This window comes from Neisseria sp. HMSC070H10, from assembly GCF_001837635.1.
Lineage (GTDB): Bacteria > Pseudomonadota > Gammaproteobacteria > Burkholderiales > Neisseriaceae > Neisseria > Neisseria subflava_A.
Window position 1 is genome coordinate 121,102 of sequence record NZ_KV833358.1, and the last position, 14,747, is coordinate 135,848.

Genomic DNA, 14,747 nt, shown 5'->3' on the forward strand with positions numbered 1-14,747 from the left:
GAAAGCGTTCAGACGGCCTTAAAGTCAGGTTAATTAACGTTCGATTTGCGATACGTCGCGTACTGCGCCTTTGTCGGCAGAAGTCGCCATCGCGCCGTAGGCACGCAGGGCTGCGGAGACGTAGCGGTCGCGGTTTTCCGGTTTCCACGCTTTGCTGCCGCGTGCTTCCATTTCGGCACGGCGTGCGGCAAGCTCTTCATCGGAAATGACAAGGTGGATGCTGCGGTTTGGAATGTCGATTTCGATGGTGTCGCCTTCGTGTACCAAACCGATTGCGCCGCCTTCTGCCGCTTCAGGCGAAGCGTGGCCGATTGACAAGCCGGAAGTACCACCGGAGAAGCGGCCGTCAGTCAGGAGGGCGCAGGCTTTGCCCAAACCTTTGGATTTCAGGTAAGAAGTCGGGTACAGCATTTCTTGCATGCCCGGGCCGCCTTTAGGGCCTTCGTAGCGGATGATGACGATATCGCCAGCCACGATTTGGTTGCCCAAAATGCCTTCTACTGCATCTTCTTGGCTTTCAAATACGCGGGCGCGACCGGTAAATTTGAGGATGCTCTCGTCCACGCCTGCGGTTTTCACTACGCAACCGCGTTCTGCGATGTTGCCGAACAATACTGCCAAGCCACCATCTTGCGAGTAGGCATGTTCGACATCGCGGATACAGCCTTTTTCGCGGTCGAGATCGAGGGTTTTCCACATACGGTTTTGCGAGAACGCCTGAGTAGTGCGCACGCCGCCGGGAGCTGCTTTGAAACGCTCGATGGCATGGGTGTTTTCAGGGTTGGTCACGTCCCATTTTTCAATCGCGTCTTTCAGTGTCGGCGCGTGGATGGTGTACACGTCGGTGTGCAGTTTTCCTGCTTTGTCCAATTCTTTCAGGATGGCGAAGATGCCACCGGCGCGGTGCACGTCTTCCATATAGTAGTCGTGATTGTTTGGCGCGGTTTTGCAGATGCAAGGTACAACGCGGCTTAAGCGGTCGATGTCTGCCATTTTGAAATCGACACCGGCTTCGTTGGCGACGGCCAACAGGTGCAAAATGGTATTGGTAGAGCCACCCATGGCGATGTCCATGGTCATGGCGTTTTCAAATGCTTTTTTAGTGGCAATGCTGCGCGGCAATACGGTTTCGTCGTCTTGTTCGTAGTAGCGTTTGGTGATTTCGACAATCATGCGGCCTGCTTCGAGGAACAATTCTTTGCGGCCTGCGTGGGTAGCCAGATAAGAACCATTGCCCGGCAGGGAAAGGCCGAGTGCCTCGGTCAGGCAGTTCATGGAGTTGGCGGTAAACATGCCGGAGCAGGAGCCGCAAGTCGGGCAGGCGTTTTGTTCGACTTCTTCGACTTGTTTGTCGCTGATATTGTCGTCTGCCGATTCGATCATGGCATCAATCAAGTCCAAACGGCGTTCGGGTTGAATATTGGCCACGCCGATAACTTTACCGGCTTCCATCGGGCCGCCGGAAACGAAGATGGTCGGAATATTCAGGCGCATGGCGGCAATCAGCATGCCCGGAGTGATTTTGTCGCAGTTGGAAATGCACACCAGCGCATCGGCGCAGTGGGCGTTGACCATGTATTCGATGGAGTCGGCAATCAGGTCGCGGCTAGGCAGGGAGTAGAGCATACCGCTGTGGCCCATGGCGATACCGTCGTCAATGGCAATGGTGTTGAATTCTTTGGCAATGCCGCCAGCTTTTTCGATTTCACGGGCAACCAGTTGGCCCATGTTGTGCAGGTGCACATGGCCTGGGACGAATTGGGTGAAGGAGTTGGCAATGGCGATAATCGGTTTGCCGAAGTCGGTTTCCATGACGCCGGTCGCACGCCACAATGCGCGCGCGCCTGCCATATTGCGGCCGTGGGTAGAGGTTTTGGAGCGGTATTCAGGCATTTTTGTTCCTTTGTTTTATGCTGAGGCCGTCTGAAATAGGCTGGTTAATTGGCGGCCCGTTGTAGAAATAACTCGGTATTTTATACCAATTACGAGCGATGAAGCACGCTATTTTGTAATAAAACTAAACTGTGTTTGCTTCACCTGAATTTGCGGTCCTCTCGTTCAGACGGCCTGATGTTTTCTTAAGATGAAATGCTGTCTTTCCCAGTTGCAAAAGATATTGATATCAAAAAATGATATGATAGGGAACTTCTCACACTTTTAAGGATAAGACGATGAAAAAAATCATGTTTGCATTGTGTTCGGCCATGTTGGCTTCCGCTGCGTCCGCCGCTGTTTATAAAGTGGACGAATTCCATGCCAATGCCCGCTTTGCCATCGACCATTTCAACACCAGCACCAACGTCGGCGGTATTTATGGTTTGACCGGCAATTTGGAATTTGATCGTGCCAAACGCCAAGGCTCAATCGATATCGTATTGCCTTTGTCCAAACTGCAAACCGGTTCAGATCGCTTTACTCAACATTTGAAATCTGCCGATATTTTCAATGCAGACAAATACCCTGAAATCCGTTTTGTATCCACCAAATTCAATTTCAACGGCAAAAAACTGCTTTCCGTTGACGGCAATCTGACCATGAGCGGCAAAACTGCGCCGGTGAAACTCAAAGCCGACAAATTCAACTGCTACCAAAGCCCGATGTTAAAAGCAGAAGTGTGTGGCGGCGACTTCAGCACCACCATCGACCGTACCAAATGGGGCTTGGATTATTTGGTGAGTGCCGGTATGAGCAAAAAAGTTAACATCAATATCCAAATCGAAGCAGTGAAACAATAATCCTGCTTGATTTCAAAATAAAGGCCGTCTGAACAGGTAAGGCAGAAATCGTTGATTTCGTTTATGCCTGTTCAGACGGCCTTATGATTAAAGGCGTTTAGGATTCTTTATTTTTATCGGCTTTGGCTGCCCAATAAGTTGCCAGGAGCGAGCCGGAGATATTGTGCCACACGCTGAACAATGCGCTGGGAACGGCAACAACCGGCGCGGCGGCAAAGTGTGCGGCTGCAAGGGCGGCACCTAAGCCTGAGTTTTGCATACCGACTTCGATGGCCAGCGTTTTTTGTGCATCATAAGGCAGGCCGGTCCATTTGGCGGCAAAGAAGCCGAGCAGATAGCCGATGCCGTTGTGGAGTACGACAACCGCGAAAATCAGCAGGCCGCTTTCAATAATCTTGCCTTTGCTGGCACCGACAACCGCGCCGATAATCAGCACGATGGCGGCAACGGAAACCAGCGGCAGCGCGTCGGTCAGTTTTTCAGTTTTGTTGCCCAAGACTTTATGGACAATCAAGCCCAAAACGATGGGGAACAAAACCATTTTGACGATGGACATCAACATACTGCCCGCTTGGATTTCCAGCATTTCACCGGCAAGCATCAAGAAGATGGCAGGGGTCAGCAATGGGGAAATCAGGGTGGAAACCGATGTAACGGCAACCGACAAAGCCACATTGCCGCGCGCCAGATAAGTCATTACATTGGAAGCCGTGCCGCCCGGGCAGCAGCCGACCAAAATTACACCGACTGCGATTTCGGCAGGCAGGTTCAACAGCTTGGCCAGCAGATAGGCGGTTGCCGGCATGATGGCGAATTGTGCAATCACGCCGATGATGACGGCTTTGGGGCGTTTGAACAAAATATCGAAGTCGGAAGGTTTGAGCGTCAAGCCCATGCCGAACATGATGATGCCCAGAAGCCAAGGAATGTAAGGGCCGACCCATTTGAAGGTGTCGGGTGCGGAAAAAGCGATGCCGGCAAAGAGCGCAGCCCAAAGGGAAAATGTTTTTCCAATAAAGTTGCTGATTTTATTGAGGATACTCATGATAATATGTTGTGAAGTTGTTTTTAAGGGACATCAAGGATACACGCCTTAACCTTAATTTGCAAAATGACTTAAAAATAAACCAGGCCGTCTGAAAATAGAGATTGATTTTCAGACGGCCTGCAATTTGTATTGATGATACAGGCGGTATTACTCTTTTGATAAAATATTGCGCAGCCATCGGGCGGCAGGTGCGATTTCTCCGGCGAGCATGCCGGTTTCGATTTGGCTGCTGTGTTTGATGACATCAGCCGCCGCACCATGCAACCAAACGCCGGCACAAGCAGCCTGGAATGCCGGAATGCCTTGTGCCAGCAGGCTGCCGATCATACCGCTTAAGACATCGCCGCTGCCGGCGGTGGCCAATCCGGCATTGCCGCTGGTGTTGGTATAGGTCATGCCGTCAGTTGCGGCAACTAATGTATGATGGCCTTTCAATACGACGGTTGCGCCATATTTTTGGCTGATTGCGGTTACGGCTTTCTGTCTGTCGGCTTGAACTGATTGAGTATCGGTACCGAGTAGGCGGGCGGCTTCGGCCGGATGGGGTGTCAGGACGATATGTTTGTACGATTTGAGGCGTTCGGCTAATTCGGGAGAACGGGCCAGCAGTGTCAAGGCATCTGCATCGAGCAATAAAGGCCGGTCATGGTGTGTCGACAGGATTTCGGGCAGCAGCTGCTCCGATAATCCGTCCAGACCGAATCCGCAGCCGATTACCCATGCGCTGACATCGTTGCGCTCCATCAGTTGGGTCGCAGTGGCAAGCATGATTTCAGGGCGTTCGGGAATGATGGCAAAAGGCAGCGCGGCTTGGTTGAAACCCGCCCAAACCTTGCCGCACCCCTGATACATGGCGGCTGTGGCTGCTAAAACCACTGCGCCGCTCATTCCCATTGCGCCGCCGATAATGGCAAGCGTGCCGTATGTGCCTTTGTGCGACTCTTGGACGCGGGGGCGGAATACGTCGGGAAATGCTAAGGCCGTCTGAAAAGCCTGAAGCGATTCGGGAAGCGTGTAGATGGGCTGCATGGCGTAACCTTCCAAGATAAGAAATTTAATTTTAAATCAGAAAGTAAAAGGTAATGAAGCAAAAAATAAAAGTTTGGGACGCACCTACGCGCCTGTTCCATTGGCTCTTGGTGTTATTGATGGGTTTTATGTGGTACAGCGCCACCCGGGGCGGCGATATGCTGGTATGGCACTTGCGCGGCGGTTTGTTGATGCTGGCTTTGGTGGCTTTCCGCTTGTGCTGGGGGATATGGGGCAGCGATACGGCAAGATTCAGCCGTTTTGTGCGTCCATTTTCCGAAATCCGCCGCTACACGCAAGGCCAAATGTCTGAAGACGAATTGGTCGGCCACAATCCTTTGGGCGCGCTGATGGTCATCGCTTTATTGGCCGCCTTGGTTTTTCAGACGGCCACTGGCTTATTTGCCGCCGATGAAAATACGTTTACCAATTCCGGTTTTTTGAATCATTTGGTTAGCGAACACGCCGGTACGCTGGCACGAAAAATCCATGTCAATTTCTTTAATGTCTTAGCTGTTTTGGCGGGCGTACATATTGCGGCTGTTTTGCTGTATCGCTTTGTGAAAAAACAGGATTTGATTACGCCGATGATTAACGGCTTTAAAACCATCGATGCCAAGCAGCCTAAATTGGCCGGAATGGGACAACTGTTTGCCGCTTTGTCGGTGGCGATTGTTTTAGTGTGCGCAGTATGGATGTTGCGCGGTTGATGTTTTAAGGCTGATACCTAAAACAAACCGACCCCGATAGCTGAAATGGCTGTCAGGGTCGGTTTATTTTTAGGGTTTAAAAGATGATGTTCAGACGGCCTTAACGCAGCGCAAGATGCTGTGGCCGCGGCCGATGCCGTCTGAAACTTCCGCTACTTTCAATCCGGCTTTTTCAACGCAACGGATCAAGTCTTCAGAGTGGAAGATTTTGCTGTTGCCGTTGGCCATGGCAGTGAAATACAGGCTGGTCATGGTCAGGCAGTAGGCGGCGGTTTCGTAGCGTTGTCTGTCCCAGAAAGGCTCCATGATGTAGAGGCTGGTGTTTTCGCTCATGGATGCAGCGGCGCGTTGAAGAATGCTGGTGGCTTGTTCCTCGGTGAAACAGTCTAGGAATTGGCTCATCCAAATCGCGTCAAAACCGGTTGGGAACGGAATCTCAGGATCAAGCAGGTTGGCCGGATGGGCGTGGATACGGTCCGCGCCGTTTTTGCCTTTAGTCGCTTCGCGCATCAAGCCGATTTGTTGCGGCAGATCCATGATGGTTACTTCGACTTCGGCATTGTGGTTGACACATTGCTCCGCCCAGCGGCCGGTATTGCCGCCGACATCAAGCAGTTTTTTAACCGGCTTGGCGAACACGGTGTTCAGTGCTTCGGCGAAGGAGTTGTCGGAATAATAATGGTCGAATGCAAACCATTTTTCCTGCGCGATGCTTGGCAATGAAGACAGGCCTTCGTAAATGGTCGGCCAGTCGCCGAATACTTTCAGGCCTTCGGGTTTGCCCGTTTGCAGGGTTTTTTCCAAGTCAAACATGCCTTGGTAGCAGATTTCTTGCGTGAAATCCATATTGACGCGGGCCATTTTGTCTTTGAGGACAAACCAACCGGCCTTGCTGATGAAATAGCGGTTGTCGCGAGTCAAGACAGTGCCGATAGACAGTGAAGCTTCCAGCAGGACTTGTGCCGCGTAGTTGCTGATTTTCGCTTTTTCAGCAATTTCGGCTTGAGTGAGGCCGTCTGGATGGTCGTTCAGCAAGTCCAGAATGCCAAATTTCACCATCAGGCGGGAAACTTGGAACACAATCGGTGCAAAAGCGATTTCTTGAGCCAGACGTTGAGCCTCGCCTGCGGACTGGTGTTCGTAAGAATAGCGTTGTTCTAGGGCAGGGAAGAGTTGCATATTGTTGGTTTTCCACTAAAAAGTTAATAAGTATATTCAGACGGCCTCAAACACAATCCGTCCTGATGCACACGGATGCTCTCCGTTGTTGATTTTAAAACTCAGTTTATTTTTACCTTCATCGTATTTCAGCTCCACCGACACTTCATCGTGAGGACGGATAAACTGCTGATATTTTAGATTTTCGATGCGGATAACGCGCTGTTTACTCCATGGCTTGGGCGCGATCAGGTTGCGCACCCACTGCAGCTCGACCACGCCGGGAACCAGCGGGAAGGTGGCAAAATGGCCGCCGAAATAAACCAAATCCAAAGGCACGCGCCCGATAAAGGTTTCGGTATTGGTTTCATCGTCAGATGATGTTTTTGACCAAACGGGCGATGTCTGGGCGACGGTAAAGGCCGTCTGAAAATCCGCCGCAGCGATTTTGGCTTGGGCGTTGCGTGGCAGGCTGTCGGTAAAACGCCAGTAACGCGGCAGGGCGATGGTGTCCTGCGTGGCGGCCAGATGGCGTTTGAGCGTATCGGCAACCGCAGCGCGGCCTTTCTCACGCAAGGCGGCGATACCGTCTGCGTTCAATGCCGCCCATATGGCAATGCGTTGGTGTTGCGGATGACGGCCGCAGTGGGCGTCGGCAATCCAAGGGTGTTGTAAAAGTTCGTGTTCGATTTGGGTCAGCGACACGCGTTTGTCCTCAAATTTAATAATGCGGTCTTGGCGACCGAGTAACAGAAAACCGTCATCTTGCGGCTCGATCAAATCGGCGGTTTGGCGGCGTTCGGGCGACCAAGGCGAAGAAGCCCACAGTGCGCCTTCTTCGTTTTGCCCGATTTCTACTCCATTGAAAGGCTGCCATTCTTGGCGTTCGCAACGTGAGGCAATCACGCCGGTTTCGGTACTGCCATAAACTTCAAACGGGCGGACGGCAGCCTGTTGCAGCAAATCCGCCGTGGCAGAAGGAAGCGCGCCGCCGGCCGAGACAATGCCTGCAATTTTATGGCCGATACTTTGCCAGTTGCGGTTTTCACCCAAGCGGTTGAGTACGGCCGGACTGGCAATCCAAACTACTTTATCGTGTGCGGCCGTGCTGGAAAGCAGGTTTTCCGGATAAACCGCCTGCTGTCGTTCCATAGTCCAACCCATTGTCAGCGCGAGTGCGAAGCGGAATGTGAAGCCGTAAAGATGTTGCGTAATCACGCTGCCGATCACGGTTTCACCGTGTTGTCCAAATGGCAGCGTATTTGCCAAAGTCAGGGCTTCTGCCTGCATTTGTGCGGCGGTTTTCACAATAATTTGCGCTTCACCGCTGGAACCTGATGTTTTCAGCCATGCTTCGGCATGGTCGGGAATCAGATGGTTTTCAGGATAGGTGCTCAGTCCTTCCGATTCTGTTTGAGTCAATACATCAGGCAAGTACCAGACGTTCAGGCCGTCTGAAGACAGCTTTTTATCTGTTGAATCTGTTAAAAACACTTCTGCCGTTTTGCCCCACTCCAAATTGTCTTGCGCCAAATTGGGCAGCAATAAAACCTTCCCGCCAGAATGCCACACTGCCAGCACAGCACAGGCAAACAGTGCGGCATCATCAAACCACAACGCGGCCGTTTGCACGCCTGCCTGTTTCAGACGGCCTGACAGATGAAAAACCGCACGGTTGAAATCAGCACGCGTCCAATTCGGATGGGCGGCGATGAGATCAGTGGGAGCATGGGCAGGGGATAGGATTTGGGTTACATTCATGAGTATAGTTTAAAAAATCCGTAAGAATACAGCTTATATGTAACATATCACTGATAAAAATCACTTCTAAGCTGAGTAATAGTAATGGTATGTAATATGGAAAAGTGCCAGAAATTATTATGACTGATTTCTTTAAGAAGCGAGATAAGCCAGTAATTGTATAATCTCTTTTCATTTCAAGCATTGCCGATAAATAATCTGTTCTTGAATGATTTTCTGTATCTGTTACTATGGCGGAATATCTTTTTTCAAATTCTTCTAAAAGCTTTTTGTTTTCCTCATCAGTATTTTGAGAGTCTGTAATTGATCTATTTAGTTCTCGATTTAACTCTTTTAATTTATCTCCGCACTGAGTTAATCCTTCTGCTCTAACTTCATATTTGGCTGTTCCGATGACCACAGAATAAACAAGAACGGATACTGCTAAAAAAATTGACATCATGTTTAAGACATTTGATTTGAAAGCTAAAGATATTCCAGAATTTTGCATTAGAGGAATAAAAATAAGCCCTAACGATAAAGTAATATTTGTAAAAAATGCAAATTTCCCCTGTCTGGATAGACGAATTGCAGCATTGTATCGACATTTGGCAGTTGCCCTGACGCTCATTTGGAACTTTTCGATTGCATTCTTTTTAGGTCTATTAATTTCTCCTTTGGAGAAGAACCAGTCAATTAAATTTTTGAAGCTCATTTTTAAATTAGGCCTAGGTAGGTAAGATTTGAATTAAAAGGTAATTTTCAAGAAATTTTGTATTTTCAGTCTTTGTACAACAACTTATTTTAGATTGTCGTCATTCCCGCGCAGGCGGGAATCCATTGTCGGGTTTGACTTATTGAATTAAATCAGATGTTTCTTACTATCAATGATGGATTTCCGCCTGCGCGGGAATGACGACAGAAAAGGTAATACGATTTTGTGGATCGGTAGATATATTTTCAGACGACCTACACCTTTAATACGGCTTTCCGATATACCCACTCTCCGGCAAATAAGATTCCCATTAACACATACGACACGATGCCTGTATAAGCCGCCCACCAATCGTAATATTGCAAGCCTGCCAAAATGGCGGCGGTTGCGCCGTTGAAGACAAAGAAGGCGCACCAGATTTGCGTAACGCGCCGAGTGTGGCGCACGCCTTCGGGCGGCAGGTCGGGGTGTTGCAGTCGGGCGAGGCGTTCGATAACCGTTTGTTTGGCAAACAGGCTGCCGCCGAAAACGGCAAGCATCAGCGCGTTGACGGCGACGGGATACCAATACATCGAGTCGGGCCGTCTGAAAACCAGTACCGCCGCAAAAAAGGCGGCAAGGATAATCGCCGTAATGCGTTGTGCTGTGGTTTGCGGCATGGCGGCGCGTATCAGCCATAACACACACATGGCCGCGGCAAGCCAGAAAAATGCGCCGTTTTCCCTGCCGTAATACCATAGGAGCGGATACGCGAGGCTGGCAAGGGTCAGTAGGAGTTTTCCTAATATTTTCATGGTTGCGATTGATTTTCAGACGGCCTTTCGGATTGACAAGGCCGTCTGAAAATATGCTGATTCAAAGCGGAATCAGGAATCTTGTTGTACTTTCAAAACCGCTTGAACCACGTCTTCTACGGTACGCACATTACGGAAATCTTCGGCTTGCAGTTTGCGGCCGGTTTCGCGTTTGATGTGGTCGATAAGGTCGATGGCGTCGATGCTGTCGATTTCCAAATCTTCGTAGAGGTTGGTTTCGGGTTTGATGCGTTCCGGTTCGATTTCAAACAGGTTAACCAGTGCATCGGTCAGCAGGGTGCGTACTTCTTGTTCGGTCATCTTCTCTCTCCCTTATGCTTGGCGGCTCTTGACGAACTCGGCCAGTGTTTTGACGTTGGCGAAGTTTTCGCGCAGGTTGTCGTTTTCACCGTCGAGCTGGAAGCCGAAGGTTTTTTGTACGGCCAAACCAAGTTCCAATGCATCAACCGAATCCAGACCCAGGCCGTCGTCTCCAAAAAGCGGATCTTCGCTGCCGATGTCGGCAACGGTAATGTCTTCCAAGCCCAAGCTGTCGATGATTAATTGTTTGATTTGGTTTTCTAAATTGCTCATGTGGTTTTCCTTGTAAAATAGTCTTGCAGGTATTCGTTTAAACGTCGTGCGGCGATGGGCAGGGGTTTTTCTGCCAGCCATTCTTCCGGCAGGATGTCGTCGCCGACGGTAATTTCATAATGAATTTTTTGTGGCGGGATTTTGTACCACGGCTGCCCCTTTTTAAAATTGGGCGGCGTCATCTTGATGCACACGGGCGTGATGACTGATGCGCTGCGCAAACCGAGCGATACGGCGCCGCGGTGCATTTTAACCTGTCCGTCCCAACCTGTGCGCGTGCCTTCGGGGAAAATCAGCAGACTTTGCCCGCTTTTGAACACGGCGTCGATTTCTTCCAGCATTTCCATGCTTTCATCGTTGGGGATGTAGCCGGAGGCGATAATCTGGCTTTTCATGCTGGGGTTGTGCAGCAGGTCTTTTTTGACCAACACGTTCGGGTTGGGGAAGTGGCTGATCAGTAAAACAACATCCAAAAGTGAGGGATGGTTGGCAAGAATGAGCTGGCCGGGCCTGCCGAGTTTTTCTAAGCCGTTGAAACGGACGCTCAATACGCCTGACCATTGCAGGTAGCCGACGAAGAAACGCCAAACTCTGCCTATCATGCGTCTTGCTTCAAGTTGGCGTTTGATGTCGCCTTTGGTCGATTTGAGTGTATAGGGCAAAAGTGCGATTTTGAACAATACGCCTGCAACGCCGAAGAGGATGAAGCCGAAGAGTGTGGCAAAAAAGCGACGGAAATAGTCTAAAGTCTTCATGCGTTTTTCTGCCAGTGCCAGTTTCTACCGATATAGTGTTGCGTATGTTGTCGGCCGTCTGAAAGCAGGAAGCGTATCCACTCCAAGCTGCTCCAATAGGGCTCGACTGTTGTATCGTTAGGGTTTTCAGACGGCCTTGCGGATGTGCTTTCCAAGCTTAAGGTATAGTCTTCGCCCTTTGTGATGACCAGTGCCAATGAATAGGCAAACGGCGCACGTGTAGCCAAGACGGGATAGTCCTCGGACAACGGATCATCGGCGACAATCACTAGAACAGACGGCGCGCCGTCTTGTAAAAGCGCAAATGCCTCGGTCAGCGCGGTTTCAAAGGAATCGGCGGCAACGGCCAACGCGGTATGCTCGCTCATGTCTTTACGCAACATCGACCATTGCCCAATCGTCGCGTTGTGGACGGACAGGCCGAATGAGGTCGGCGAGACGGTATGCGTGTTCAAAAGCTCTTGCCACAATTCAAAGCTGCGGTTGCTTTCGCCGTCGTGCGAAACGTAAACCAGTACACTTTCAGGATATTGGTCGGCCAGATTCCATGCGGCATCACAAACCAAGCGCGCCGCTTTTCCCAAGCGGCGGCGTTGCATAGGCGGCAAAAAGGAGAGCGCGGGTTTGCACTCCGGCAGGGATGCGGTATCGAGTTTTCCCTGCGCCCAGTCCTGCCATTGCTCCGGCGTACTGATTTTGCTGGAGGAGGCCTGCCATGCGGCGATATTGAAGCTGAAACGGCAAACGTTTTGAGGCATGATGTCTTTCAATGTTTTACATTTTCATACATTGTAATGAAATGGGTTAGTAAAAGCTAGGCTCTGTTATAATGCATATTGTAACGTAATTTATTCCCGGATGACATTTTATGCCTTCAATACCGAGTGCCCCGATTTATGATGTGGCTTCGCTGCTTCCGCACAGCGGACATATGGTGCTTATCGACTGTGTGAAAGAATTTGGCGATGACTATACGGTTTGCCGTGCGCCGGTTGGCGACAAGCATATTTTGCTGCAGGACGGCGTGTTGCCGTCTATGGCTTATATGGAATTGATGGCGCAGGGCATAGGCGCGTTTGCAGGCATTGAGGCTTTAAAGGCCGAAGAGCCTGTACGCTTGGGTTTTTTATTGGGAACGCGTAAGCTGGATTTGTTTGCCGATTCCGTGCCTGTCGGTACTGAGCTGGAAGTCAGGGCGCATGTGTCCATTCAGGATTTGGGCGGCATGGGCGTATTTGATTGCGAGTTGCGCTGGACGAATGCGCCGGAAGATGTGAAGCCTCTGTTGCCGCCGGACGGTTTGCTGGCAAAAGCCTCTTTAAATGTGTACAGTCCGAAAGACGGTCAAATCATTTAAACCGTTTACAAGGCCGTCTGAAAAGACAAAGATTCAGACGGCCTGTCGATATAGTGAGAAAACGTATGAGTGAAACTATTTTAATTACAGGGTCTAATCGCGGTATCGGCAAAGCTGTTGCGCTTGGTTTGGCGCTGGATGGCTTTGATATTGTCGTCCACTGCCGCCGCCGCCGCGATGAAGCGGAAGCTGTCGCGGAAGAAATCCGTACATTGGGTAGAAATGCGCGCGTGTTGCAGTTTGACGTGTCCGACCGCGAAGCCTGCCGTGAAATTCTGACTGCCGACATTGAGGCAAACGGCGCGTATTACGGCGTGGTGTTGAACGCCGGGCTGACGCGCGACAATGCGTTTCCTGCTTTTACAGATGATGATTGGGACTTGGTGCTGCGTACCAATTTGGACGGTTTTTATAATGTGTTGCACCCTTTGACCATGCCGATGATCCGCCGCCGCAAAGCCGGACGGATTGTGTGCATGGCATCGGTGTCCGGTTTGACGGGCAACCGCGGTCAGGTCAATTACAGCGCGTCCAAAGCAGGCTTGATCGGCGCGGCAAAAGCCTTGGCGGTTGAGTTGGCAAAACGCAAAATTACCGTCAACTGCGTGGCGCCGGGCCTTATCGATACCGATATTATTGATGAAAACGTACCTGTCGAAGAAATCTTAAAGGCCGTCCCTGCCGCGCGCATGGGTTTGCCCGAGGAAGTAGCGCATGCGGTGCGCTTTTTGATGGATGAAAAAGCGGCGTACATTACGCGCCAAGTGATTGCTGTGAACGGAGGTTTGTGTTGAATACCAGAAGAGTTGTAGTAACAGGCATCGGCGGTATTACCGCTTTTGGCCGTGATTGGCAAAGTATTCAGACGGCCTTTAAAGCCGAAAAAAACGCAGTCAAACACATGGACTGGAGCGAACGCTTTCCTGAATTGGAAGCGCAATTGGGTGCGCCGATTGAAGGCTATTCTCCTCCCAAACATTGGACGCGCAAGCAGCTCAGAAGCATGGGGCGCGTATCGCATTTGTGTGTCGATGCGGCAGAGCAAGCCCTGACGGATGCAGGCTTGCTGGGGGATGAAAGCATTGCCGACGGCCGTATGGGCGTGGCGTGCGGTTCGTCTGTCGGCAGTACCCAAGACATCGGCGATTTGGGCGAGCTCCTGCTGACCGGCACTTCGCGTAATTTCAACGCCAATACTTATGTGCGCATGATGCCACATACGGCCGCCGCCAATATCGGCATCTTTTTCGGATTGAAAGGGCGCATCATCCCGACATCGAGCGCGTGTTCGTCCGGTAGTCAAGGCATAGGCTATGCCTACGAAGCCATCAAATACGGCCTGATTGATATGATGTTGGCGGGCGGCGGCGAAGAGTTTTGTCCTTCTGAAGTGTATGTTTTCGACTCGCTTTACGCCGCCAGCCGCCGCAACAGCGAACCTGAGCTGACCCCGCGTCCTTACGACAACGGACGCGACGGCTTGGTCATCGGCGAAGGCGCAGGCATTTTTGTATTGGAAGAATTGGAACACGCCCGTGCGCGCGGTGCGAAAATCTATGCCGAGCTTGTCGGCTACGGTGCCAACAGCGACGGCAGCCACGTTACCCAGCCGCAAAAAGAAACCATGCAAAAATGTATGGAGCTTGCGCTGAAAGACGCCGGTATTACGCCTGATAAAGTCGGCTATGTCAGCGGCCACGGTACGGCGACCGAAAAAGGCGATATTGCCGAAACATTGGCGACTGAGGCAGTGTTTGGTTTTGTGCCGATGAGTTCGCAAAAAAGCTACCTCGGCCATACACTCGGCGCGTGCGGCGCATTGGAAGCCTGGTTTACCATCGAAATGATGAACAGCGGCTGGTTTGCGCCGACTGTCAATTTGGAAAACATTGATCCGCGTTGCGGCAAGGTAGATTATATCCAAACAGGTGGACGCGAGATTCAAACAGATTATGTGGTCAGCAATAACTTTGCTTTTGGCGGCGTCAATACTTCGCTGGTGTTCAAACGTTGGCAAGAATAATCATTGCTTGATGTTATGATTAAAGGCCGTCTGAAACTTATCTGGAGTTTCAGACGGCCTTTATTTTATTTAGAGCTTGAGATGCTTGC

At 50.8% G+C, this 14,747-nt stretch carries 16 protein-coding genes; 5 read left to right on the forward strand and 11 right to left on the reverse strand.

The window, feature by feature from the left end:
* Positions 1–33 precede the first annotated feature (33 nt).
* Positions 34–1,893: a dihydroxy-acid dehydratase gene (gene ilvD / locus HMPREF2606_RS01770; protein ID WP_003746398.1), complete on the reverse strand. Its 1,860-nt coding sequence runs from the start codon at positions 1,891–1,893 to the stop codon at positions 34–36.
* 278 nt (positions 1,894–2,171) lie between these two features.
* On the opposite strand from ilvD, the gene HMPREF2606_RS01775 reads away from it, so the two are divergent.
* On the forward strand, positions 2,172–2,735 hold the full coding sequence (locus HMPREF2606_RS01775; protein ID WP_070843203.1) for a YceI family protein: 564 nt from the start codon (positions 2,172–2,174) through the stop codon (positions 2,733–2,735).
* Between the two features lie 97 nt (positions 2,736–2,832).
* Here the strand turns inward: HMPREF2606_RS01775 and HMPREF2606_RS01780 are convergent, their stop codons facing one another.
* Both HMPREF2606_RS01780 and HMPREF2606_RS01785 read right to left on the reverse strand, forming a co-directional pair.
* On the reverse strand, positions 2,833–3,780 hold the full coding sequence (locus HMPREF2606_RS01780; RefSeq protein WP_070843204.1) for a bile acid:sodium symporter family protein: 948 nt from the start codon (positions 3,778–3,780) through the stop codon (positions 2,833–2,835).
* Positions 3,781–3,930: 150 nt separating this feature from the next.
* Positions 3,931–4,812, reverse strand: a complete 882-nt coding sequence (locus HMPREF2606_RS01785) for an NAD(P)H-hydrate dehydratase (protein WP_070843205.1) — start codon at positions 4,810–4,812, stop codon at positions 3,931–3,933.
* 53 nt (positions 4,813–4,865) lie between these two features.
* Between HMPREF2606_RS01785 and HMPREF2606_RS01790 the strand changes: the two genes are divergently transcribed.
* A complete protein-coding gene (locus HMPREF2606_RS01790) occupies positions 4,866–5,522 on the forward strand; it encodes a cytochrome b/b6 domain-containing protein (RefSeq protein WP_070843206.1) in 657 nt (218 codons plus the stop codon).
* Positions 5,523–5,612: 90 nt separating this feature from the next.
* Here HMPREF2606_RS01790 and HMPREF2606_RS01795 read toward each other — a convergent pair whose 3' ends face one another.
* The 8 genes from HMPREF2606_RS01795 to HMPREF2606_RS01830 form a co-directional block, all read right to left on the reverse strand.
* Positions 5,613–6,701 (reverse strand): FlxJ family methyltransferase, encoded by a 1,089-nt coding sequence (locus tag HMPREF2606_RS01795; RefSeq protein ID WP_070843207.1) that lies wholly within the window; start codon positions 6,699–6,701, stop codon positions 5,613–5,615.
* A gap of 36 nt (positions 6,702–6,737) precedes the next feature.
* Positions 6,738–8,441, reverse strand: coding sequence for an ApeI family dehydratase (locus HMPREF2606_RS01800; RefSeq protein ID WP_070713967.1), 1,704 nt, complete (start codon positions 8,439–8,441; stop codon positions 6,738–6,740).
* On the reverse strand, positions 8,398–9,135 hold the full coding sequence (locus tag HMPREF2606_RS10580) for an SLATT domain-containing protein (protein ID WP_083315971.1): 738 nt from the start codon (positions 9,133–9,135) through the stop codon (positions 8,398–8,400). Before HMPREF2606_RS10580 ends, HMPREF2606_RS01800 begins: the two co-directional genes overlap by 44 nt.
* Before the next feature lie 254 nt (positions 9,136–9,389).
* Complete coding sequence (locus HMPREF2606_RS01810) at positions 9,390–9,929, reverse strand: COG4648 family protein (RefSeq protein ID WP_070843208.1); 540 nt, start codon at positions 9,927–9,929, stop codon at positions 9,390–9,392.
* Positions 9,930–10,001: 72 nt separating this feature from the next.
* On the reverse strand, positions 10,002–10,250 hold the full coding sequence (locus HMPREF2606_RS01815) for an acyl carrier protein (RefSeq protein WP_003680823.1): 249 nt from the start codon (positions 10,248–10,250) through the stop codon (positions 10,002–10,004).
* Between the two features lie 12 nt (positions 10,251–10,262).
* Positions 10,263–10,523 (reverse strand): phosphopantetheine-binding protein, encoded by a 261-nt coding sequence (locus HMPREF2606_RS01820; protein ID WP_003680822.1) that lies wholly within the window; start codon positions 10,521–10,523, stop codon positions 10,263–10,265.
* The gene (locus tag HMPREF2606_RS01825; protein WP_070843209.1) at positions 10,520–11,278 is read right to left on the reverse strand and encodes a lysophospholipid acyltransferase family protein; all 759 of its coding nucleotides are present in this window, start codon (positions 11,276–11,278) and stop codon (positions 10,520–10,522) included. The genes HMPREF2606_RS01820 and HMPREF2606_RS01825 overlap by 4 nt, the downstream gene beginning before the upstream one ends.
* Positions 11,275–12,036, reverse strand: a complete 762-nt coding sequence (locus HMPREF2606_RS01830) for a beta-ketoacyl synthase chain length factor (protein ID WP_070843210.1) — start codon at positions 12,034–12,036, stop codon at positions 11,275–11,277. The genes HMPREF2606_RS01825 and HMPREF2606_RS01830 overlap by 4 nt, the downstream gene beginning before the upstream one ends.
* Positions 12,037–12,146: 110 nt before the next feature.
* Between HMPREF2606_RS01830 and HMPREF2606_RS01835 the strand changes: the two genes are divergently transcribed.
* The 3 genes from HMPREF2606_RS01835 to HMPREF2606_RS01845 all read left to right on the forward strand — a co-directional run bounded on the left by HMPREF2606_RS01835 (position 12,147) and on the right by HMPREF2606_RS01845 (position 14,658).
* Positions 12,147–12,635, forward strand: a complete 489-nt coding sequence (locus HMPREF2606_RS01835) for a hotdog family protein (protein ID WP_141762172.1) — start codon at positions 12,147–12,149, stop codon at positions 12,633–12,635.
* A 65-nt stretch (positions 12,636–12,700) separates the two neighbouring features.
* Positions 12,701–13,429 (forward strand): 3-oxoacyl-ACP reductase FabG, encoded by a 729-nt coding sequence (fabG, locus tag HMPREF2606_RS01840; RefSeq protein ID WP_070843212.1) that lies wholly within the window; start codon positions 12,701–12,703, stop codon positions 13,427–13,429.
* The gene (locus tag HMPREF2606_RS01845; RefSeq protein ID WP_070843213.1) at positions 13,423–14,658 is read left to right on the forward strand and encodes a beta-ketoacyl-ACP synthase; all 1,236 of its coding nucleotides are present in this window, start codon (positions 13,423–13,425) and stop codon (positions 14,656–14,658) included. The genes fabG and HMPREF2606_RS01845 overlap by 7 nt, the downstream gene beginning before the upstream one ends.
* The last annotated feature ends 89 nt before the right edge of the window (positions 14,659–14,747 follow it).

What these genes read in the sequence shown, in the direction of transcription:
- fabG (WP_070843212.1), top strand. Translation starts at nt 12,701, where the DNA reads ATGAGTGAAACTATTTTAATTACAGGGTCTAATCGCGGTATCGGCAAA.
- HMPREF2606_RS01815 (WP_003680823.1), bottom strand. Translation starts at nt 10,250, where the DNA reads ATGACCGAACAAGAAGTACGCACCCTGCTGACCGATGCACTGGTTAAC.
- HMPREF2606_RS01835 (WP_141762172.1), top strand. Translation starts at nt 12,147, where the DNA reads ATGCCTTCAATACCGAGTGCCCCGATTTATGATGTGGCTTCGCTGCTT.
- HMPREF2606_RS10580 (WP_083315971.1), bottom strand. Translation starts at nt 9,135, where the DNA reads ATGAGCTTCAAAAATTTAATTGACTGGTTCTTCTCCAAAGGAGAAATT.
- HMPREF2606_RS01775 (WP_070843203.1), top strand. Translation starts at nt 2,172, where the DNA reads ATGAAAAAAATCATGTTTGCATTGTGTTCGGCCATGTTGGCTTCCGCT.
- HMPREF2606_RS01830 (WP_070843210.1), bottom strand. Translation starts at nt 12,036, where the DNA reads ATGCCTCAAAACGTTTGCCGTTTCAGCTTCAATATCGCCGCATGGCAG.
- ilvD (WP_003746398.1), bottom strand. Translation starts at nt 1,893, where the DNA reads ATGCCTGAATACCGCTCCAAAACCTCTACCCACGGCCGCAATATGGCA.
- HMPREF2606_RS01795 (WP_070843207.1), bottom strand. Translation starts at nt 6,701, where the DNA reads ATGCAACTCTTCCCTGCCCTAGAACAACGCTATTCTTACGAACACCAG.
- HMPREF2606_RS01820 (WP_003680822.1), bottom strand. Translation starts at nt 10,523, where the DNA reads ATGAGCAATTTAGAAAACCAAATCAAACAATTAATCATCGACAGCTTG.
- HMPREF2606_RS01800 (WP_070713967.1), bottom strand. Translation starts at nt 8,441, where the DNA reads ATGAATGTAACCCAAATCCTATCCCCTGCCCATGCTCCCACTGATCTC.
- HMPREF2606_RS01785 (WP_070843205.1), bottom strand. Translation starts at nt 4,812, where the DNA reads ATGCAGCCCATCTACACGCTTCCCGAATCGCTTCAGGCTTTTCAGACG.
- HMPREF2606_RS01780 (WP_070843204.1), bottom strand. Translation starts at nt 3,780, where the DNA reads ATGAGTATCCTCAATAAAATCAGCAACTTTATTGGAAAAACATTTTCC.
- HMPREF2606_RS01810 (WP_070843208.1), bottom strand. Translation starts at nt 9,929, where the DNA reads ATGAAAATATTAGGAAAACTCCTACTGACCCTTGCCAGCCTCGCGTAT.
- HMPREF2606_RS01790 (WP_070843206.1), top strand. Translation starts at nt 4,866, where the DNA reads ATGAAGCAAAAAATAAAAGTTTGGGACGCACCTACGCGCCTGTTCCAT.
- HMPREF2606_RS01825 (WP_070843209.1), bottom strand. Translation starts at nt 11,278, where the DNA reads ATGAAGACTTTAGACTATTTCCGTCGCTTTTTTGCCACACTCTTCGGC.